This is a genomic window from Streptomyces albiflavescens (assembly GCF_014645835.1).
Taxonomy (GTDB): domain Bacteria; phylum Actinomycetota; class Actinomycetes; order Streptomycetales; family Streptomycetaceae; genus Streptomyces; species Streptomyces albiflavescens.
The window spans coordinates 81,864-101,123 of sequence record NZ_BMMM01000025.1 but is presented as its reverse complement, the minus strand read 5'-3'; the positions used below and the strand labels follow the sequence as shown (position 1 = coordinate 101,123).

18 protein-coding genes and 3 pseudogenes are annotated in these 19,260 nt (G+C 71.1%); 7 read left to right on the top strand and 14 right to left on the bottom strand.

The genetic code is table 11. The annotated features are described in order from the left end of the window. The first annotated feature begins 58 nt into the window (after positions 1-58). Positions 59-460 (top strand): winged helix-turn-helix transcriptional regulator, encoded by a 402-nt coding sequence (locus IEY95_RS43390; RefSeq protein ID WP_189191787.1) that lies wholly within the window; start codon positions 59-61, stop codon positions 458-460. 10 nt (positions 461-470) lie between these two features. Here IEY95_RS43390 and IEY95_RS43385 read toward each other — a convergent pair. Next, positions 471-710, bottom strand: a pseudogene (locus tag IEY95_RS43385) (ABC transporter permease); the annotation flags it as partial. A 9-nt stretch (positions 711-719) separates the two neighbouring features. Between IEY95_RS43385 and IEY95_RS49800 the strand changes: the two are divergent. Further along, positions 720-860 (top strand): annotated as a pseudogene (locus IEY95_RS49800) (ATP-binding protein); the annotation flags it as partial. A gap of 69 nt (positions 861-929) precedes the next feature. Here IEY95_RS49800 and IEY95_RS43380 read toward each other — a convergent pair. The 4 genes from IEY95_RS43380 to IEY95_RS43365 all read right to left on the bottom strand — a co-directional run bounded on the left by IEY95_RS43380 (position 930) and on the right by IEY95_RS43365 (position 4,197). Further along, positions 930-1,352 (bottom strand): acyl-CoA thioesterase, encoded by a 423-nt coding sequence (locus IEY95_RS43380; RefSeq protein ID WP_189191786.1) that lies wholly within the window; start codon positions 1,350-1,352, stop codon positions 930-932. Between the two features lie 88 nt (positions 1,353-1,440). After that, the gene (locus IEY95_RS43375) at positions 1,441-2,067 is read right to left on the bottom strand and encodes a hypothetical protein (protein ID WP_189191785.1); all 627 of its coding nucleotides are present in this window, start codon (positions 2,065-2,067) and stop codon (positions 1,441-1,443) included. A gap of 195 nt (positions 2,068-2,262) precedes the next feature. Continuing rightward, a complete protein-coding gene (locus IEY95_RS43370; protein ID WP_189191784.1) occupies positions 2,263-2,913 on the bottom strand; it encodes a histidine phosphatase family protein in 651 nt (216 codons plus the stop codon). Positions 2,914-2,988: 75 nt separating this feature from the next. Further along, a complete protein-coding gene (locus IEY95_RS43365) occupies positions 2,989-4,197 on the bottom strand; it encodes a pyridoxal phosphate-dependent aminotransferase (protein WP_189191783.1) in 1,209 nt (402 codons plus the stop codon). 85 nt (positions 4,198-4,282) lie between these two features. Between IEY95_RS43365 and IEY95_RS43360 the strand changes: the two genes are divergently transcribed. Then, positions 4,283-4,909, top strand: coding sequence for a winged helix-turn-helix transcriptional regulator (locus tag IEY95_RS43360; RefSeq protein WP_189191782.1), 627 nt, complete (start codon positions 4,283-4,285; stop codon positions 4,907-4,909). A gap of 169 nt (positions 4,910-5,078) precedes the next feature. Here the strand turns inward: IEY95_RS43360 and IEY95_RS43355 are convergent, their stop codons facing one another. The 3 genes from IEY95_RS43355 to IEY95_RS43345 form a co-directional block, all read right to left on the bottom strand. Then, positions 5,079-5,927 carry a hypothetical protein gene (locus tag IEY95_RS43355; RefSeq protein WP_189191781.1) on the bottom strand — a complete coding sequence of 283 codons (849 nt, stop codon included), beginning with the start codon at positions 5,925-5,927 and terminating at the stop codon, positions 5,079-5,081. After that, positions 5,927-7,192: a VWA domain-containing protein gene (locus IEY95_RS43350; protein ID WP_189191780.1), complete on the bottom strand. Its 1,266-nt coding sequence runs from the start codon at positions 7,190-7,192 to the stop codon at positions 5,927-5,929. The genes IEY95_RS43355 and IEY95_RS43350 overlap by 1 nt, the downstream gene beginning before the upstream one ends. 140 nt (positions 7,193-7,332) lie before the next feature. Further along, positions 7,333-8,904 carry an IucA/IucC family protein gene (locus tag IEY95_RS43345; protein ID WP_189191779.1) on the bottom strand — a complete coding sequence of 524 codons (1,572 nt, stop codon included), beginning with the start codon at positions 8,902-8,904 and terminating at the stop codon, positions 7,333-7,335. A gap of 83 nt (positions 8,905-8,987) precedes the next feature. Here IEY95_RS43345 and IEY95_RS43340 point away from each other — a divergent pair, with 83 nt between their 5' ends. After that, positions 8,988-10,523 (top strand): IucA/IucC family protein, encoded by a 1,536-nt coding sequence (locus IEY95_RS43340; RefSeq protein ID WP_189191778.1) that lies wholly within the window; start codon positions 8,988-8,990, stop codon positions 10,521-10,523. A 280-nt stretch (positions 10,524-10,803) separates the two neighbouring features. Here IEY95_RS43340 and IEY95_RS43335 read toward each other — a convergent pair whose 3' ends face one another. Both IEY95_RS43335 and IEY95_RS43330 read right to left on the bottom strand, forming a co-directional pair. Continuing rightward, complete coding sequence (locus IEY95_RS43335; RefSeq protein WP_189191777.1) at positions 10,804-11,430, bottom strand: hypothetical protein; 627 nt, start codon at positions 11,428-11,430, stop codon at positions 10,804-10,806. After that, positions 11,427-12,002, bottom strand: coding sequence for an RNA polymerase sigma factor (locus IEY95_RS43330; protein ID WP_229703763.1), 576 nt, complete (start codon positions 12,000-12,002; stop codon positions 11,427-11,429). The genes IEY95_RS43335 and IEY95_RS43330 overlap by 4 nt, the downstream gene beginning before the upstream one ends. A gap of 974 nt (positions 12,003-12,976) precedes the next feature. Between IEY95_RS43330 and IEY95_RS43325 the strand changes: the two genes are divergently transcribed. Then, positions 12,977-13,891, top strand: a complete 915-nt coding sequence (locus IEY95_RS43325) for a HipA family kinase (RefSeq protein WP_189191775.1) — start codon at positions 12,977-12,979, stop codon at positions 13,889-13,891. Next, positions 13,888-14,163, top strand: coding sequence for an Rdx family protein (locus IEY95_RS43320; RefSeq protein WP_189191774.1), 276 nt, complete (start codon positions 13,888-13,890; stop codon positions 14,161-14,163). The genes IEY95_RS43325 and IEY95_RS43320 overlap by 4 nt, the downstream gene beginning before the upstream one ends. 4 nt (positions 14,164-14,167) lie before the next feature. Here IEY95_RS43320 and aceB read toward each other — a convergent pair whose 3' ends face one another. Both aceB and IEY95_RS43310 read right to left on the bottom strand, forming a co-directional pair. Next, a complete protein-coding gene (gene aceB, locus IEY95_RS43315) occupies positions 14,168-15,802 on the bottom strand; it encodes a malate synthase A (RefSeq protein WP_189191773.1) in 1,635 nt (544 codons plus the stop codon). A gap of 196 nt (positions 15,803-15,998) precedes the next feature. Continuing rightward, positions 15,999-16,598, bottom strand: coding sequence for a nucleotidyltransferase family protein (locus IEY95_RS43310; RefSeq protein ID WP_189191772.1), 600 nt, complete (start codon positions 16,596-16,598; stop codon positions 15,999-16,001). 210 nt (positions 16,599-16,808) lie between these two features. On the opposite strand from IEY95_RS43310, the gene IEY95_RS43305 reads away from it, so the two are divergent. Further along, on the top strand, positions 16,809-17,123 hold the full coding sequence (locus tag IEY95_RS43305) for a DUF5955 family protein (RefSeq protein ID WP_189191771.1): 315 nt from the start codon (positions 16,809-16,811) through the stop codon (positions 17,121-17,123). Between the two features lie 44 nt (positions 17,124-17,167). Here IEY95_RS43305 and IEY95_RS43300 read toward each other — a convergent pair whose 3' ends face one another. Beyond that, positions 17,168-17,797 carry a response regulator transcription factor gene (locus IEY95_RS43300; RefSeq protein WP_189191770.1) on the bottom strand — a complete coding sequence of 210 codons (630 nt, stop codon included), beginning with the start codon at positions 17,795-17,797 and terminating at the stop codon, positions 17,168-17,170. A 200-nt stretch (positions 17,798-17,997) separates the two neighbouring features. Then, positions 17,998-19,170, bottom strand: a pseudogene (locus IEY95_RS43295) (sensor histidine kinase); the annotation flags it as partial. Positions 19,171-19,260 lie beyond the last annotated feature (90 nt).

The window sequence follows — 19,260 nt, the reverse complement described above, 5'->3', positions numbered from 1 at the left end:
GACTTGTAACGGGGTACATCGTGAGTGACCATGGAGACCGGCATAAGGAGGCACTTCGATGTCCCAGGGGAACACCGGTGTTACCTCGCAGGCCGTGCTCGCGCAGGCGTGCCCGGTCCGTGAAGTTCTTGACAGGGTCGCCGGAAAATGGAGCGTGCTGATCATCGTGGCCGCAGCGCACGGCCCCATCCGCTTCACCGAGCTGGAGCGGAGCGTGGAGGGAATCAGCCGCCGCATGCTGACGCTCACACTGCGCAATCTGGAACGCGACGGACTTCTCACGCGGACCGTCCATCCCACGGTGCCGCCGAAGGTCGAGTACGAACTCACCCCGGTGGCCCGGGAGTTGCACGCGACCCTGCTGTCCCTGACCGACTGGGCCGAGCGGCACCGTGTGACGATCGCCGAGTCGCGCGCGGCCTACGACGCCCAGCACTCGCCGGAGTTGCTGGACGCGTAGGCCGGTTCCCTCAAGGGGCCGCGAGCGCCTCGGTCGGCGACAGCCGTGACGCGCGGATCGCCGGGTACAGCCCGGCCAGGCCGCCGATCACCAAGGTGGCCGCGACGCCGCCGGCAAGCGCCCACGGCGGTACGACGGTCGGCCATCCCTGGTAGAGGGCGTACCCGGTGGTGACGGCCAGGCCCAGCAGGGCGCCGGCCGCGCCGCCGAGGGCGGACAGCAGCAGGGACAGGGCGAGGAACTGCGCGTCGTCATCTCCAAGGGTGCGGGCCTCGGTCTGTCCATCGTCCGCTCCATCGCCCGCGCCCACGACGGGGAGGTCGTCGCCCGCCCGCGCGAGGACGGCGGCCTGACGGTGACCGTCACGCTGCCGCGATGCCCCGAGGACACACGTCCGTGACGGCCACGGCCACGCAGAGGCCGCCGTCCGTGACGGTCACGGCCACGCGGACACCGCCGTCCGTGACGTTCAGAGCCCGAACAGCCGCGGATCGGTGGCCAGTGCCCGGAAGTACTCGCGCGGGTCGGCGACCAGCCTGCGCTCCTTGAGGTCGAGCAGTCCGCCGACCGCGGAGATCTCGGCGGACACCGTGCCGTCCGTCTTGCGGATCGTCTGCTCGATGCGGAAGCTCTTGCCCTCACCCCAGTGGAAGTCGCAGGTCACCTCGACCTCGTCCCCGGCGCGCAGCTCCCGTTTGTAGCGGATGGTGGTCTCCAGGGCCACCGGGCCCACGCCCTTGCCTATCAGCTCGGTCTGACTGATCCCGGCCGCTTGCAGCAGCGACCAGCGGGCGTGCTCTGCGTACTGCAGATACACGCTCTGGTTGAGGTGCCCCTGCACATCGGTCTCGTACCCGCGGACGGTCACTGCGACGGAAAACGGCTCTGCCACGACTTCCCCATTTCTGCGGCGATCTCTACGGCGATCAGGACTGATCCATCCAACTCCCTTGTACCGCACGTCATTCCGGCCCCCCTCCTCACACCCGTCGCGGCGAGGCCAGCACATACCGCGCCCCCGTGCGCGGCTCCGTGTGCTCGCCGACCTGCCAGCCGGCTTTCTCCAGCGTGGCCGCGCAGGCACGCAGCGCCCCGGAATCCGGCTCGCGCACGGCGACGGCCTCCGGCTGCGGTGTCGCCCGCACCCGGTAACCGCCGCCCTCCGCCCCCGCGGGCCGGTGCCCCGCGGCCTCCAGCGCGAGCGCGGCGGCCTGCACCAGATGCGTACGCTCCCACCCGCACGGACGCTCCACGGCACCGTCCGGATTGGTCATCCGGCGCAGCTCCAGGAGCCCCTCCCAGGCGCTGCGCACCTCGCGTATGCGGGACGGCCCGGTGTCGGCCGTCTCCTCGCCGCCGATCCGCGCGGCGAACACACCGGCCTCGGCCGCGACGGGGGCCTCGACGGCGGCGACCGGCTCGGGCGTCTCCCGTACGCGATGCCCGGCGGGAGTCAGAAAATGGTCGTGCGGCGGCCGTGGATGCCGAAAGGCCAGCCCGCGCTTGACCAGCGCGGTGAGCTGGGCCTCCGTGCCCTTCAGCCGTCCGGTCACGGGATCGGCGGCCTCGATGACACGCCGCTGCGCGGCGGTCGGCGGTCGAGTCATCTCGCGCTCCCTCCCTCCACCGGTCGTGTCACGGCGGGCTCCCTCCCTCCACCGGTCGTGGTCACGGCGTGTTTCCGTCTTCCATCGGTCGTGTCACGGCGGGCTTCCGTCCGCCGCCGGTCGTGTCACGGCGTGCTTCCGTCCGCCGCCCATCGTGTGACGACGCCGCGTGCTCCCCTGCGCGCGTCCCGCCGCTCAGCGCTCGTCGGGCCCCTCTCCCGCCGAGGAGAGCGGCTTATGGGAACAGTACGCGTCAGGTCTGACATTCCACCCGGCCACCACATGCCGCCGGTGCTCGGTGCTCAGCCGGCTCATCGTCCCGGTGCCGAGCTGGAACAGGGCGCCGGCCGAGGCGGGCAGTCCCAGCCGCCGCGCGGTCAGCACCCGCAGGAAGTGCCCGTGCGAGACGACCACGACACTGCCCTCCGCCTCGGCGAGCGCCGCGTCGATCTTGGCCAGCATCCGCTCCGCGCGCGCCCCGACCTCGTCCGGGCTCTCCCCGGGGTGCTCGGGCGGTCCGGCCGCGACCCCGTCCGTGAACAGGAACCAGTCGGGTTTGCTCCGCTGGATCTCGACGGTCGTGATCCCTTCGTACCCGCCGTAGTCCCACTCCGACAGATCCGCGTCCACCCGCGCCCCGCCGACCCCGGCCAGCCGTGCCGTCTCCCGCGCTCGCTGCATCGGGCTGACGAACGCCGCCGCGATGTGATGGCGTGCGATCAGCGGAGCCAGGCTCCGCGCCTGCTCCCGGCCCTTGTCGGTCAACGGGATGTCGGTCGACCCGGTGTGCCGCCCGGACAACGACCACTCGGTCTCTCCGTGCCGTACGAGGAGGAGGTCACCCATCGCCGAACCCTTTCTGTCCCCTTGCACGGTGGCACCGGCGGGCGACCGGCGCAGCCCCGGCTCGGCCGGGTGGCCCTACTGCCGGTACCCGCTCAGGAACCGCCCGATCCGGCTGATCGCCGCGTCCAGGTCGTCGGCGTGCGGGAGGGTGAGGATACGGAAGTGGTCGGGGCGCGGCCAGTTGAAACCGGTGCCCTGGACGACCTGGATCTTCTCGCGGAGGAGGAGGTCCAGGACGAATTTCTCGTCGTCGTGGATCTTGTGCACCTCGGGGTCGATGCGCGGGAACGCGTACAGCGCGCCCTTCGGCTTGACGCACGAGACGCCGGGGATCTCGTTGAGCTTCTCCCAGGCACGGTTGCGCTGTTCGTGGAGGCGGCCGCCGGGCGCGGTCAGCTCGTGGATGGACTGGCGGCCGCCGAGTGCGGCCTGAATGGCGTACTGGGCGGGCGCGTTGGCGCACAGCCGCATGGAGGCGAGCATGGTGAGGCCCTCCAGGTAGCTGCGCGCGTGCTGCTTCGGGCCGGTCACGACCAGCCAGCCCGAGCGGAAGCCCGCCACGCGGTACGTCTTCGACAGGCCGCAGAACGTGAGGACCACCAGGTCCGGGGCGAGCGCGGCCGCCGAGTGGTGCACCGCGTCGTCGTACAGGATCTGGTCGTAGATCTCGTCCGCGAACACCATCAGACCGTGACGGCGTGCGAGGTCGAGGATGCCCTCGACGATCTCCTTCGGATACACCGCGCCCGTGGGGTTGTTGGGGTTGATGATGACGACCGCGCGCGTACGGTCCGTGATCTTCGCCGCCATGTCGTCCAGGTCCGGGTACCAGTCGGACTGTTCGTCGCAGAGGTAGTGCACCGCCTTGCCGCCGGCGAGGGTGGTGACCGCCGTCCAGAGTGGGAAGTCCGGGGCGGGGATGAGGACTTCGTCACCGTCCTCGACCAGGGCCTGCACCGCCATCGACACCAGTTCGGAGACTCCGTTGCCGAGGAAGACGTCGTCCACGCCCACCTCCAGGCCCCGGTCCTGGTAGCGCTGGGCGACGGCCCGGCGGGCGGAGAGGATGCCGCGCGAGTCGGTGTAGCCGTGCGCCCGGGGCAACATCCGGATCATGTCCTGGAGGATCTCGTCCGGCGCCTCGAAGCCGAAGAGCGCGGGGTTGCCGGTGTTGAGGCGCAGCACGCTGTGGCCCGCCTCCTCCAGCGCGTTGGCGTGCTCGATCACCGGGCCGCGGATCTCGTAACAGACCTCGCTGAGCTTGCTCGACTGCCGGAACTCCATGCGTTGCGCCCTCCGGTTCGTGGTGTTGCTTGGTTTTACCAAGTTGGAGCTTGGAAAGTCCAACAAGATAGCTAGACTGCGCCGCATGTCACCTCGCCGAAGCTACGACCAGTACTGTTCCGCCGCCCGGGCTCTCGATGCCGTCGGTGACCGGTGGACCCTCCTGATCGTCCGCGAACTGCTCGGCGGACCGCGCCGCTACACCGATCTGCACGCCGACCTGCCGGGCGTCAGCACGGACGTGCTCGCGTCCCGGCTCAAGGACATGGAGCGCGACGGGCTGACCACCCGGCGGCGCCTCCCGCCGCCGGGTGCGGCGTACGTCTACGAACTCACCCGCAGAGGACGGGAGTTGCTGCCCGTGCTGCAGGCGCTGGGGGAGTGGGGGGCGCCCGCGCTGGGGGAGCGGCGGCCCACGGATGCCGTGCGGGCGCACTGGTTCGCGCTGCCCCTGCTGCGCGGGCTGGAGGGGGAGGGGCTCGTCGAAGTCCGGCTGGACGAAGGGGAGTTCCATGTCCGGCTCGGGGCCGAGGAGGGGCCGGTCTACGGGGACGGGCCAGCCCCGGAGGAGCCGGATGCCCGGCTGACGCTCGACACGGAGACATGCGAGGCCGTGAGTCGCGGGGCGTTGGCACTGCTGGACGCGGTGCGTGCGGGGCGGGTTGAGGTGACGGGGGAGGGCACGGTGGCCAAGGTGCTGCGGGAGGCATGACGCGGGACGGGTTCTCGCCCCCTCCGCCCCTGCCCTGTCCGTACCTGGGGGCTTCGCCCCCAGACCCTCGTATCGCGCTGCGCGCTCGTCCTCGAGCGCCGGACGGGCTGAAGATCTTCAGCCCGTCCGGCGCTCCTTGAAGAGTGGGGAAGGAGCCCCCCGGGGATTGTCAGGCGCCCGGCGTCACCCGCGAAGGCCGTCCCGCCCCCCGCGTCAGCGCGTACCCGCCGATGCCGGCCAGGGCCGCGAGGATGCCGCCGATCGCGGTCCACACCCAGCGGTCGGACCACCAGCCGGAGGTCCAGCCGTCGTCGGGCTCGAGCGAGGACAGTGCGGCCGTCGACGAGTCGGCGTCCGAGTCGGACTTCTCGGCGCTCGTCGCGATGCCCGGGACCAGCGGCTTGGCGAGCGAGCCGTCGACCGCCGCCGAGCCCCCGATGTCCTTGGAATCCACCTTGACCTCGGTGCTCACCGGCAGTCCCAGCTCGGACGCCCCCAGCCCCGTGGCGGTCAGCCGGATGTAGTACGTGCCCGGCAGCGGGTCGTTGGCCCAGGTCTCCGACCAGGCGCGGACGGTGCGCAGGGTGCAGGACAGATCCACGGAGGTTGCGTCCTGCGCCGCCGTCCGTGTCTGTGCCCCGTACTGGCACGCCTGGCGGCGCCGCAGCCCGTCGTACACGTCGATCTGCCAGGTCTCGGCGGCGCTGCGCGTCGAGGCCTCGGGCAGCTTCACCGTCGCCTTCACGGTGGGCCGCTGTCCGGCGTCCGCGGGGAACGACCAGTACAGGTAGTCACCCGTGGAGCCGCTCGCGGTGGCCTGCTGCCCCTGCTCGATCTCGGTCGCCGTACGGAACGACGTACCGGCCTCGGTAGGCGCGCCGCCGTCGTCCGACGGGCTCGCCGAAGCCGAGGGCGAGGAGTCCGCGACGGCCGGAGCGGCGGAGACGCCGAGAAGAACGGGAGCCACGGTGGCGCCCAGCATGAACGCCGTTGTCGTCAACACACGTCGGATATACATCAGTTGGTCCTCCAGACCGCGACCCGCCAGCGCGAGATCCAGCCCCACAGCACACCCGCGAGGAAGCCGGTGAGTACGAGGGCGCCGAGCAGCCACCAGCCGCGACCGAGGCCGAACGAGGCCACGTCGCCCGCCTGGTCGGGCCCGTCGACGACGTCGACCGTCAGCTCCAGCGGCAGGCCGGGCGTCGTCTTCACGCCTGCGCCCGCGGAGAACGCGTTCGACACCTGGAGGCATACGACCTCGGCGGCGGCATTCTCGTCGTCGCTCTCGGCCTTCGGGTAGCGCAGACCGGTCGAGATGACGTCGGTGCGCCCGTTGCCCGCCGCCTCGCCGCGGACGATCTCGCGACCGTGCACGGTGACGGCCCGCAGCAACACCCCGTAGTCCGGGTTGACTTCGCGGTCCGCCGCGACGCTCACCGAGGTCCGCAGCTCCTGGCCCGGCTCGACGTTCACGCGGTACCAGCGGTGCTGCGCGAACTCCTCACGGTCGGTGTAGAGGCCCGACTTGAGGGTGGGCGCCTTCGCGCACTCGGCGGCGCCTTCCACGGCGACCGGCGTCACCACCGGATCGGCGGCCCGGTCGACCAACTGCCCAACCCGGTCGGCGAGTTCCTCCTTGTGCTGGACGGAGGTGTAGGTGCCACCGGTGGCGTCGGCGATGCAGCTGAGCTGGTCGCGGGTCTTCGCGTCGGGCACCAGGCCCAGCGTGTCGATGGTCAGGCCTATGCCCTTGGACGAGATCTCGCGGGCCACTTCGCACGGGTCGAGCGGCTGGCAGGTGTCCTCGCCATCGCTGATCAGCACGATCCGCCGGGTGCCCTCGCCGCCGTTCAGGTCGTCGGCCGCCTTGAGCAGCGCCGGACCGATCGGCGTCCAGCCGGTGGGCGCGAGGGTCGCGACGGCGGTCTTCGCCTCGGTGCGGTCCAGGGTCCCCACCGGGTACAGCTGCGCCGTGTCCTTGCAGCCCGTCTTGCGGTCATTTCCCCGGTAGTTGGCGCCGAGGGTGCGGATGCCGAGCTGCACCTCCTCCGGCGTCGCGTCGAGCACCTCGTTGAACGCCTGCTTCGCCGCGGCCATCCGCGACCCGCCGTCGATGTCCCGTGCCCGCATCGAACCGCTGACGTCCAGCACGAGTTCGACCTTGGGAGCGACCTGCTCCGCCGTTTCGTCGGCGACCGCTCCGGCCGGGAAGGCGATCCCGGTCGTCAGGGCGGCAAGCAGGGCGCAGACTCCTGCTGCCAGCCGTTGTCTTGTGATCATCGGCGGATCCTAGTGAGCAAAGGTGCCGCGCTTCAAAACGATCTTCAAACCGTACTTCAACGAGCTGTTACGCGTCCTCCGAAACGTGCTCCGAACGGGCTGCCTCACGACGTGCTTCAAGTCCTGCCTCAAGACGTGCCTCAAGACGTGCCTGAAGACGTGCCTGAAGACGTGCCTGAAGACGTGCTTCGCATCGAGTGGCCGCCGGAGCCGGGCCTCGCGAGCGGGTTGGGCAACCGCGTCCAGATGTCACCGGGCGTTTCCGGCGACAGGCGCATCAAGGTCAACGCCTTGGTCGGCAGGGGTTCGTCGCGGAGGGCCGCGAGGTCGGCGGTGGCCGGCAGATCCCGTACGACGGTTTCCAGGGCCGCGCGCAGAGCGGCGGTCGAGCCCGCCGTCGCCCCCAGCGCGCCGCCGACGAGCGAGCCGAAGAGCTTGCGGCGCAGGGTGGTCTCGTCGTCCGTGACGATCCGCCCTGCCACGGCCGGGGCCGGGAAGCCGTGGCGGGCCAGGCGGGCCGGGCTGATCCGGATGTCGGCCAGGTCGCGGTAGATCAGCCGGAGTGGGGCGCCCGTGGGGGAGAGGACCACCAGCAGGTTCTGGCTGTGTGCCTCAAGGGCCACGCCCAGGTCGAGCAGCCGCAGCCCGACGGTGAGGACGAGCCGGGTGAACTCGCCGAGCCAGATGGGGTCGTCGGCCAGGCCGGTCAGCGGAAGGGCGGCCACCGGGACGACCTGCTCGCTGGGCCGCGCGTACGCGTCCGGGGACTCCCGCAACACCGCCGCCAGATCGGGGCTGTCGGCGGTGACCGCGCCCAAAGTCCGGGTGATGTGCAGCGGCACGTCCAGGCGGTCGGTCACCGTCTCCATGAACGCCGAGACGCTCTCGGCCGTTTCGACCGAGTACACCGAGATGTCGCGCACGGAGGAGGTCAGGCGCGCGCTCAGCGCGGTCTTGACGTGCGGGCCGTCCGGCAGGGCGAGGGTGCGCAGGGACATCAACGGATGGGCGGTGAGCCGTTCCTGGACCGGACGGTCCAGCACATGGGCCGACTGCCAGGGGTGGACCGGAATCAGGACGCGCTCCCCGTCCCGCAGCCACTTCGGCCACTCGCCCGTGATGAGGCAGTCGTCCGCGGCCACCAGCCCCAGTTCCACGAGCGGCCGGTGCTCCGGCGCGTACGCGAGCTGCTCGGCCGCCGAGAAGCCGGGCCGCGAACGGCAGTTGGGGTGGTACGGATGCCCGTCGACGACCCGCTGCTCCCAGGTCCGGCTCGGCACGGGCTCGGCCGGGTCGCACGAGGCGGGCTGCCCCGCGCGGGACAGCGCCAAGGAGGCCACGCTGTGGTCGAGCTCGGCCGCGAAGGCGGCACCGTGCGGGACCGCGAGGGCGTCGACGAGCCGGGCCGGACGATGATACGGCTTGTCGTCGAGGCGCACCTCGGTGACGTACGAGGTGGTGGCGTACGGGTCCGCGTGCGGGCCGTGCAGCCGGCGGCCGTCGGTCAGGCGGAGCGTGAGACCGTCGCTGCCCGGCTCGCGGCGCGCGATCCACGGCAGCGGCTCATGCGCCAACGCCCGCCACAGACGCGTCAGCACGGCCGCCCGGGCCCCGGGCAGCGCCTGCGCGTAGGCCGCCGACAGGCCGGGGCGTACGACGCTCAGCTCGTCGGCCAGCGCCGCCTCGGCCTCGGGCGTGGGGGGTCGGTGCACGGTCGGGCTCCTTGGGTACGGGGACTGCGTCGCGGTCGTCCGCGTCGGCAGACATACTGATCACCAGTGCACCGTATGGACGAATGGATCGCGTGGACTCCATGCCCCCCAGGCTCCCCCCGCTCGACAGGGGCGACACGGAAGAGGCCGCCGACGCGTACGCCGCCGCGCCGCTGCTCAATTGTCTCCTGCGGGAGGCGGCGGAGCCCGCGCAGGACCCCGGTGTGTTCCGGCTCCGTGCCAGTGGCCGACTGCTGCGCGTGCGGGGTGCTCGGCGGCCCATGGAACCCGAGGTGTACGCCGGCGGCGCCTGGCATCGGCTCACCCACCCCGAGCTGGTCAAACTCACCGCCGAGGAACTGCGCCGCGACACCGGCCTGTCCAACTCCGAGCTGCCCGCCGAGATGATCGACAGCCGGGACGCGGTGGCCGCGCTGCTCACCGCGCGCGTCCGTACGAGACCGCCCGAGGACCCGTATCTGCGCTCCGAACAGTCCCTGATCATCGGGCACCCGCACCACCCCGCGCCCAAGGCCCGCGGCGGCGGCCCGGTCACCAGCTGGCTGCCGTACGCGCCCGAGGCATACGCCCGCTTCGGGCTGGACCTGCTCGCCGTGCGGGAAGACGCGGTCGTCGAGGAGGGCGACACAAAGGCGCTCGACGCCCTCGGCCGGACCCCGCCCGGCTACCGGCTGCTCCCCGCCCACCCCTGGCAGCTCGACCTGGTCGGCGCCCGCCCGGAGATCCAGGACGCCTTCGCGGACGGCCGACTGGTGCGCCTCGGGCGCACCGCACGGCTCCTGTGGCCGACGGCGGCCGTTCGCACGCTGTATGCGCCCGAGGACGACCTGTTCGTGAAGTTCAGCCTCGATGTGCGCATCACCAACGACATTCGCCGGCTGTGGCGGCACGACCTGCTGAAAATGCGCCGTACCGACGAGGCGACCGCCACGGCCTTCGCCGCAGTGCCGGGTCCCGCCGCCTGGCTGAGCGACCGCGGCTACCGCACCGCCGACTTCGCCTTCGAGGAGCTCGCCGTCCTTGTCCGCGACGGACTGCGCGAGCACCTGGTGCCGGGCGCGACCCCGCTCCTCGCGGCCGCCCTGGTGGAAGGCTTCGACGGCAGCCCCCTCGACCGGCTCACCGATCCCTCCGCCTGGTGGGCGGCGTATCTGCGCCAGGTCGTGCCCCCGGTACTGGAGGCGTTCGCACGGCACGGAGTCGTCGTCGAGGCGCACGTGCAGAACTCGCTGGTCGCCGTCGACGCCGACGGCATGCCCGTACAGGCACTCTTCCGGGACGCCGAGGGCGTGAAGCTGCTTCCCGGGGTGACGCGCGCGGCCGGCTGGGAACGCCTCGTGTACTGCCTGATCGTCAACCACCTCACCGAGCTCGCCGCGCTCCTCGCCGAGCACCATCCGGGCCTGGACCCGTGGCCCGCCGTACGACGGGAGCTGATCCGTTACGACACCGAGCGCGGCCTCCCCGAGATCGCGGACCTGCTCTCCTCGCCGACCCTCCCGGGCAAGACGAACCTTCTGCTGCGGTGGACGGGCGCGGACGGCGCGGACGCGCGGTACGTGCCGCTGCCGAACCCGCTGTGGGAAGGGTCGAGTTGATCGTCCGCCTGGATCGGCGGACGTGACCCGCGATCGTGCACGGGGACCGACGGTGGCTGCTTTCCGGCACCCCCACGGGTCGGCACGCGCCGTCGCCCCCGTGCACGCTTTCGCGTGGCCCCAGAGCCGGGCGATCCACCCGCGCCTGAGGGCAGGTGTACGGAGGGCCCTTGGGATCGACTCCGGCTCGGAGGCCACCGGGCCACCGGGTCAGCGGGTCAGCGCGGCCTCGCCGCCGAAGCCGCCGTGTGCGCCCTGCTGCTCCAGGCGGCGTGTGCGGTTATTTTCCGTATGCCTGGCGAAACTTGCTCCTGGTTTCGTCTGAGGCCATGTTCGCGCCGCACTGGGGGACGGTGCCGTCCTTGGTGGCGGCCACGATGTAGTGCTCTCCGACCAAGAACGTCAGGCTCTCGGGCTCGTTGGTGTCGCTGTTGAGCCGTACCGTGTCCGAGTCACCACCGCGCAACCAGTGATCGACACGGAAGAAGGCCGAGGAGCCCTTGACGGAGGTGACCGTTCCTTCGAAGAGCGTCGGGTACCGGCGCAGCCGGTCGGGGATCGGTGCCATGCACTTGGCGTGGGCAGTACCGCTCGCGGCGGTGAGCGTCAGCGGCCCGGACGCGGACGAGTGACCGCTGTCGCCGTTCGCCATGATTCCTCCTGCGATGCCGCCTCCGAGCATGAGCAGACCGGCAGCCGCCGCGAGTGTGAGGAGACGGCGGCGTCGCCGTACGGCGACGGCCTTCGCAGGGCGCGTAGTGATGCCGGCCGCGGTCTTCTCTGACGGGGGCGTGATGTCGGTGTTCAAGGCAGCCTCCACAAGACGGTTGATGTCGGGCAGCGGAGCTCTTGGGGTCAGTGCCGGGTCCGCAGCCCTCAGTCGGGCCAACAGCTCGTCGTCATTCACTGACTGCTCCTTCCTTCATCTGGCTTGTGTCCGGGCCGTTCGGTGTTCTTTCGCGTCAGCTGCAGCTGTGCGGCGAGTTTCTTCTTCGCCCGGTGGAGCCGGATGCTCACAGCGTTGGAGGTGAGCCCGGTCACTTCCGCGATCTGACGCGGCGCCAGGCCCTCCCATGCCCACAGTCGCACCATCTCGCGGTCCAGTTCTCCAAGGCCATCGAGCGCGGCATGCAGGTCGCTGTGATCGGGGGCCATTGTCGAAGGGTGCTGCTGTGTCCGGATCAGCCGCTCCACCAGGCGGAGCCTGCGTCCGTCAGCGCGGCGGGCATTGGTCAAGCAGCCCCGTGCCACTCCGTAGCACCACGGCAGCACGTCATCGGGATCGGGCGGGGGACCGGTTCCGGGCCCGGGCACATCGTCGATGCGGCGCCACAGCACCAGCATCGTCTCCGACAAGACGTCCTCGACCATGTCTGGGTTCGTCCGTCGCAGCAGATACCGGTGCAGCGGTTCCGCCACCACACGCGCCAGTCCTTCGAAGCGCGCCTGCCGATTCCGGCGCGTCTCCTGTTCCGTCATGGATTCCACAACCTGTCCTGTCCGGCAGCGGCCGGTTCCTTTCAACACAGCTCCCGTCGGAACCACCACAACCACGCGGCCGGACGGCCCCCTGGCTCGACTGCGAGCAACCGCAGCCGGCCGCCCGTAAGCCCGATGCTCCGCAAGGGGTCCTGGCAGGCCTGCGCGGCCCGCACGCCGTACAGACGAAGCACTTCCGTCCGCCCACCAGGTACAGCACTTGTCGACAAGGCCGTTGGCCGGGACGGCCGTCCAACTCCGCCACGGGCAGTCCGCCGAAGGCCCTCCTTTGTGGTCCTCGCGAGTCTGGCCGCTGGTGCCGCGACGGCACAGCCCCGGACCTCGCCGGCCGACGACGCACCTCGGCTGACGCACACGGCCGGCGCGGGCAATGGCGGGGGCCTGACGGCCGTACGGGTCCCACGAAACCAGGCGGGCGGGCAGCGGAGGAAGTTCTCTCTCCTGTTCACCACGCGATTCGGCCTAGGGGGCTTCTGATGGATCTCCGCGGCGTCGCGACGCCCGGCACGCTCCCCCACTGCCTTAAGGGCGTGGGAGGTGCCCCCACTCGCCGCACCGGACAAAAGCCCTAGTAGCTCCTCCCCCACGCTCGGCTTCGCTCGCGCGGGGGGACCCCCATCGAGGACTTCCGCCCGGCACGCCGAGAGCACGCACCGAACGCCGCTCCTTCTTCCACGGAGATCCATCAGAAACCCCCTAGTCCGTGGTGACGACGGCGCGATGGCTCGGGCATTCCTCCCCGGCTGTCACGCTTGGTTACTATGCTCACTTCATGCCGGAGGCCGGAAGCAAGGGTCGCACCGCCATCGACGGACTGCTGGGGAGAAAGGGAGACGAGCGTGCCAGTCGAAGCTCCACAGATTCTCAGGAGTGATCGTGGACGTTTCCCCGGAGTGCAGCACCTTGGAGCTGGCCGTGGAATATAAGGCAGATATGCGACGGGACCTTCGAAGATGTTGAGAGAGGTTGCTGCAACCCGCTACATCGCCCCCCTGCGGTCCGGTGGCTCCGTCCCCGGAGTCGTCGAGGCCGACGACCTCGGCACGTACGTCGTGAAGTTCACGGGCTCCGCGCAGGGCCGCAAGGCGCTGGTCGCCGAGATCATCGTCGGTGAGCTGGCGCGCGCCCTCGGGCTGAGGTTCCCCGAGCTGGTCCTCGTGCACTTCGACCCGGCGGTGGGCGGGCACGAGCCCCACCAGGAGGTCCAGGACCTTCTGCGCTCCAGCGCCGGCCTGAACCTGGGCATGGACTATCTGCCGGGCGCGAAGGACTTCACCCCGGAGATCGCCAGGACGTTCCCCGTCGACCCGCTGGAGGCGGGCAAGGTGATCTGGCTGGACGCCCTCACGGTCAACGTGGACCGCACGGTGCACAGCTCGAACCTGATGATCTGGCCCACCTTCGGCACCGCGCCCCCACGGCTGTGGCTCATCGACCACGGCGCCGCCCTGGTCTTCCACCACCGCTGGGACGCCTCGGCACCGGAGAAGGCGTACGACTTCCGGCGCCACGCGCTCGGTGGCTACAGCCCCGACGTCCGGGCGGCGGACGCCGCACTCGCCCCCTTGGTGACCGAGGAACTTCTGCGCTCGGTCCTGGACGAGGTGCCCGACGGCTGGCTCAGGGAAGAGCCCGGCTTCACCACCCCCGACGAGGTCCGCGAGGCCTACGTCGGCTATCTGCACGCCCGCGTGCGGGCTTCCGCGGCCTGGCTGCCCACGGACTTCCCCACCCGGGAGGAGCTCGCCGCCGAAGACGCCCACCGCGCGGCGAAAACCCAGGAAGGCCGGCCGGACTGGCTGAAGCGGGTCCCGGACCTGCACGGCAAGCCGGCGGCGGAACAGGATTGGTCGGTACACCTCGGATGACAGAGATCCACCGCGTTCAGATCGAGTACTGCACCCAGTGCCGCTGGCTGCCCCGCGCCGCCTGGCTGGCGCAGGAGCTGCTCACGACGTTCGAGACCGAGCTGACGGAGCTGTCCCTGAAGCCCGGCACCGGCGGTGTCTTCGTCGTACGGGTCGACGACGAGGTCGTCTGGGACCGGCGGGAGCAGGGCTTCCCGGAACCCACGGCGGTGAAGCGCCTCGTCCGCGACCGAGTGGCCCCGGAAAAGTCCCTGGGCCACTCGGACAAGTGACGGTTCAGCCGGCCAGCTGCTCGTAGGCGGGCAGGGTCAGGAAGTCCGCGTAGTTCTCGTCGAGCGCGACCTCCAGGAGCAGGTCGTGGGCCTGCTGCCAGTGGCCCGCCGCGAAGGCCTCCTCGCCGATCTCGGCGCGGATGTGCGCCAGCTCCTCGGCGGCGACCTCGCGGGCCAGTTCCGGCGTGGCCTTCACGGACTTTCCGTCGTGCTCGAACTCGACGCCCGCGTTGATCCACTGCCAGATCTGCGAGCGGGAGATCTCGGCGGTCGCCGCGTCCTCCATCAGATTGAAGATGGCGACCGCGCCGAGGCCGCGCAGCCAGGCCTCGATGTAGCGGATGCCGACCTGGACGGCGTTGACCAGTCCGTCGTACGTCGGCCTGGCGTCGAGGGAGTCGATGGCGATCAGGTCGCCGGCGGCGACGGAGACATCCTCGCGCAGCCGGTCCTTCTGGTTGGGCTTGTCGCCGAGGACCGCGTCGAAGGAGGCCATCGCGATCGGCACCAGGTCCGGGTGGGCCACCCACGACCCGTCGAAGCCGTCGTTCGCCTCGCGGTCCTTGTCGGCCTTGACCTTCTCGAAGGCGACCTTGTTGACCTCTTCGTCGCGACGCGAGGGGATGAACGCCGCCATGCCGCCGATCGCGTGCGCGCCGCGCTTGTGGCAGGTGCGGACGAGCAGTTCGGTGTACGCGCGCATGAACGGGGCCGTCATCGTGACCGCGTTGCGGTCCGGCAGCACGAACTTCTGGCCGCCGTCACGGAAGTTCTTGACGATGGAGAAGAGGTAGTCCCAGCGGCCCGCGTTCAACCCGGCGGCGTGGTCGCGGAGTTCGTAGAGGATCTCCTCCATCTCGTACGCGGCCGTGATCGTCTCGATGAGGACGGTCGCGCGGACGGTGCCCTGCGGGATGCCGACGTAGTCCTGCGCGAAGACGAAGACGTCGTTCCAGAGGCGGGCCTCCAGGTGCGACTCCGTCTTCGGGAGGTAGAAGTACGGGCCCTTGCCGAGGTCGAGCAGGCGCTGCGCGTTGTGGAAGAAGTAGAGGCCGAAGTCGACGAGCGCGCCGGGGACGGGCCTGCCGTCCGCGTCGACGAGGTGGCGCTCGTTCAGGTGCCAGCCGCGCGGTCGCATGACGACCGTCGCGAGCTCGTCGTTCGCCTTCAGGGCGTAGGACTTGCCGGACTTCGGGTCGGTGAAGTCGATGTTCCGGGTGTACGCGTCGATCAGGTTGAGCTGGCCGGTGACCACGTTCTCCCAGGTGGGCGCCGAGGCGTCCTCGAAGTCCGCGAGCCAGACCCTGGCGCCCGAGTTGAGGGCGTTGATGGTCATCTTGCGGTCGGTGGGGCCGGTGATCTCGACGCGGCGGTCGTTCAGGGCGGCAGGAGCGGGGGCCACCTTCCAGGAGTCGTCCGCGCGGATCGCGGCGGTCTCCGGAAGGAAGTCGAGCGTGGAGGTGCGGGCGATCTCGGCGCGGCGCTCCGCGCGGCGGGCGAGGAGCTCGTCACGCCGGGGCGTGAACAGCCGGTGCAGCTCGGCCACGAAGGCGAGGGCCGCGTCGGTGAGGACCTCTTCCTGCCGGGGCAGGGGCTCGGCGTCGACGATGGCCAGCGGGGACGGCGCTGGTGCGGACATGAGCTGTCACTTCCTTCAGCGAGCTGCGTACATACGGCACTGGGTGCCACGGGCACCGGATGCGGCTGACCGCGCCGTCGGGGCGGTCCAGCGCTTCTGAGCAGTGGATACTAGTTTCCTCATGGTGGAAGTTCAATGGTTTGTTGATGTCGAGATTCTCTGAGTCGAGGCAAGGTGGCGCTCGGTGCCACCATGCTTACTCAAGGTGGATCAGATCGCCTTCCGTGTCGATGTCGTACGCCTGTGCCACATCGCCGCACTCGACGAGCGTGATCGCGTCCTCGTGCGCCTTCAGATAGGCGCGCGCCCCCCGGTCGCCCGTGGCCGTCGCCGCGATCCCGGCCCAGTGCCCCGCGCCGAAGAGCACCGGGTGGCCGCGCTCCCCGTCGTACGCCGCCGCCGCGAGTGACAGCGGTGATACGTAGGCGGCCAGCACCCGGGCCACCGCCTCCCGACCGATTCCGGGCTGATCGACGAGTGACACCAGAGCGGCCCGCGCTCCCGTGCCGGCCAGCGAGTCCAGCCCCGCTCGAAGCGAGGAGCCCATCCCCTCCTCCCATTGCGGGTTGTCGACGAGGACGCAGCCCGGCAGTTCCGCCCGCTCCCGTACGATGTCGGCCTGGGCGCCCAGAACCACGTGGACCCGGGTGATGCCCCCCGAGCGCAGGACTTCGACCGCGTGTTCGACAAGAGGCCGTCCCCGGTGGGACAGGAGTGCCTTGGGGCGCCCCCCGAGGCGCCGTCCGCCGCCGGCCGCCAACAGCAGCCCGGCCACCTGGTCTTTGTTCTCCGTCATGTCCCCTGCATACCCGACCCGGCCGGAGCGCGCCCCGGAACCCGGACGGGCCCTGTGGTGTCCATGGGCTGAATTTCGGTCCGCGGAGTGGCGCCCGGTGCACGGGGTGGCGTTTACTGGCCCGCGTCCCCCGGCGCCCGACCACCGCCACGGGGAGCTGGGGCCGACGTACGAAGGACTGACGCACAACGACGTGCGAGGGGGAGAGCTGTGTTGCGGAGCTTGGGGCAGAGGTCAGTGACCGGCAGCGACGAGGATCCGAGGGTGGCGGGACTGCGCACCGCCGTCTCCCGGCTGCGCCGTGAACTCGCCGCGCACCCGGCCGAATTCCCCGACCGCGGCATCGCCGAGGACGAGCTCGCGGCCCTCGCCGCGATGGCCGTCAGCGGCATCCCCGAGATCCCGCGGCTGCGTCGCTCCCTGCTTCTGGTCGCGGGCGCGATCGGCTCGGTCAGCGCACTGGCGACCAGCCTCGCCGATGTCCGCAGCGCGGTGGAGCTCTTCGGAGAACCGCCGCGGCGATAGCCGTGCACCTCCGTCACGAGCCGTACACCACCGGCACGGCCGAGTCAGCGTCTCCGGATGACCCCTCGTTCCGTGGCCGCCGCCACCGCCGCCGTGCGCGAATCCACGCCCAACTTGGCGTAGATGTGCACCAGATGGGACTTCACCGTCGCCTGGCTCAGGAACAGTCGCTTGCTGATCCGGTGGTTGGAGAGGCCGTCCCTGACGAGTTCGAGGACTTCCAGTTCGCGGCGGCTGAGGGCGGCCGCCGGGGTGCGCATCCGGTCCATCAGGCGGTCGGCGACCGAAGGAGCGAGAGCGGAGTGGCCCGAGGCGGCGGTGCGGACCGCGGCGGACAGCTCCTCGGGCGGGGCGTCCTTGAGGAGATAGCCGGCCGCGCCCGCCTCGACCGCCGCGAGGATGTCCGCATCGGTGTCGTAGGTGGTCAGGACCAGGACGCGGGGCGCACCGGGGCGTGCCGTGATCGCCGCCGTGGCCTGCGCGCCGTGCATGCCGGGACCGAACTGCAGGTCCATGAGCACGACGTCGACGCCACCCGCTCCGGCGCGGTCGACCGCCGCCTCCGCCGTCGGTGCCTCCGCGACGATCTCGAAGTCCGGCTCCGCGGACAGGACGGCGCGCAGTCCGGCGCGTACGACGGGATGATCGTCCGCGAGCAGAAGACGAATGGTCATGCGCGGCTCCCGACAGCACGCGCGGAGGGGAGCCGGAGGGGCACCTGCTGCCCGGTAGTGGTCGGTTCCCCGGTAGTGGTCGGTTCCCCGGTAGTGGTCGGCTTTCCGGTACTGGTCGGTTCCCCGGTACCGGTTGGCTTTCCGGTACTGGTCGGTTCCCCGGTACCGGTCGGCTTTCCGGCGGCCGGCGGCTTCCCGGTGACGGGCAGCGGAAGCGTGACCGCCACCGCCGTGCCCTGGCCCGGTGCCGACTCGACGGTGAACGTCCCGCCCAGCGACTCCGCGCGCGAGCGCATCGCGGAGAGACCGAAACCCCCGTCCTCCCGGACCTGCTCGGGCCGTACGGCATCGGGAGCGAAGCCGACGCCGTCGTCCACGACGTCCAGGGCGACCGCCGTGTCCATGAAGCTGAGGGTGATCTCGGCGCGGTCCGCGCGCGCGTGCCGCAGCGTGTTGCCGAGCGCCGACTGGGCGATCCGCAGGAGGGCCACTTCGTACGGGGTCGGGAGCTCGGTCGGGGGGCCACTCACCGAGAAGTGGATCCTCGGGGCGTCGACGGCGGCCGAACGGCACAGCCGCTCCAGGGCTCCGGCGAGCGAACCGTGTTCGAGGTCGGGCGGGGTGAGGGCGCGGACGAAGCGGCGGGCCTCGGCGAGGTTGTCCTGCGCGGTCGAGCGGGCCTGTTCGATGTGCGGGGCCGCCGGGGAGTCCGCGGGCAGCAGGCGCTGGGCGGCGCGCAGCAGCAGCTGGATGCTGGACAGGCCCTGCGCGAGCGTGTCGTGGATCTCGTGGGCAAGCCGCTCCCGCTCGGCGAGTGTGCCCGCGGTGCGCTCGGCGGCGGCCAGTTCGGCGCGGGTGGCGATCAGCTCCTCGATGAGCTCGCGACGGCGCTCGCTCTCCCGGTACAGCGCCTCGTACCCGAGGACCGTGGCCACCGCGACCGCCGCCCCGAGGAGCGGGCCGATGAACGCGCCCGGCGTGATGCGCGAGCCGTGCGCCAGGAAGCTCGCGATGGCTGCCGTGGCGGTCAGGGAGACCGCGGGCAGACTCCAGCGCACGGGCAGCAGGTGCAACTGCAGGAAGTAGAGCGGGAACGCCACCCACAGGCCGTCCGGCGAGAGGGCGAGGAGTACCAGCCAGCTCGCGCTCAGGGCGGTCAGCCACACCGCGGCCGTACGCCGCGAGCGGTGCACCGCCGGGGTGCACACGCCCGCCGCGAACACCGTGCCCGTCCCGAGGACCGACAGCACGACGGCCAAGGGGTGCCCGCTGTCCCCGGAGCGGACGGCGGCCAGCGCGAGGAGACCCGCGAGCAGTGCGTACAGGCACAGGCGCAGGGTGGCGACGACAGGGGAGTGGCGGCGGACGTCCATGGTCGTTCCAGGGTAGGCGGGGCCCCGCGAGCACCGGTCAACCGAAAGTTTGAAAGTGGGGTGCGCATTTCGACGGCGCCGGCTCCCTCC

Coding starts and splice junctions, on each gene's coding strand:
- IEY95_RS43390 (WP_189191787.1), top strand. CDS start 59: ATGTCCCAGGGGAACACCGGTGTTACCTCGCAGGCCGTGCTCGCGCAG.
- IEY95_RS43375 (WP_189191785.1), bottom strand. CDS start 2,067: ATGACTCGACCGCCGACCGCCGCGCAGCGGCGTGTCATCGAGGCCGCC.
- IEY95_RS43370 (WP_189191784.1), bottom strand. CDS start 2,913: ATGGGTGACCTCCTCCTCGTACGGCACGGAGAGACCGAGTGGTCGTTG.
- IEY95_RS43365 (WP_189191783.1), bottom strand. CDS start 4,197: ATGGAGTTCCGGCAGTCGAGCAAGCTCAGCGAGGTCTGTTACGAGATC.
- IEY95_RS43360 (WP_189191782.1), top strand. CDS start 4,283: ATGTCACCTCGCCGAAGCTACGACCAGTACTGTTCCGCCGCCCGGGCT.
- IEY95_RS43355 (WP_189191781.1), bottom strand. CDS start 5,927: ATGTATATCCGACGTGTGTTGACGACAACGGCGTTCATGCTGGGCGCC.
- IEY95_RS43350 (WP_189191780.1), bottom strand. CDS start 7,192: ATGATCACAAGACAACGGCTGGCAGCAGGAGTCTGCGCCCTGCTTGCC.
- IEY95_RS43340 (WP_189191778.1), top strand. CDS start 8,988: ATGGATCGCGTGGACTCCATGCCCCCCAGGCTCCCCCCGCTCGACAGG.
- IEY95_RS43330 (WP_229703763.1), bottom strand. CDS start 12,002: ATGACGGAACAGGAGACGCGCCGGAATCGGCAGGCGCGCTTCGAAGGA.
- IEY95_RS43325 (WP_189191775.1), top strand. CDS start 12,977: ATGTTGAGAGAGGTTGCTGCAACCCGCTACATCGCCCCCCTGCGGTCC.
- IEY95_RS43320 (WP_189191774.1), top strand. CDS start 13,888: ATGACAGAGATCCACCGCGTTCAGATCGAGTACTGCACCCAGTGCCGC.
- aceB (WP_189191773.1), bottom strand. CDS start 15,802: ATGTCCGCACCAGCGCCGTCCCCGCTGGCCATCGTCGACGCCGAGCCC.
- IEY95_RS43310 (WP_189191772.1), bottom strand. CDS start 16,598: ATGACGGAGAACAAAGACCAGGTGGCCGGGCTGCTGTTGGCGGCCGGC.
- IEY95_RS43300 (WP_189191770.1), bottom strand. CDS start 17,797: ATGACCATTCGTCTTCTGCTCGCGGACGATCATCCCGTCGTACGCGCC.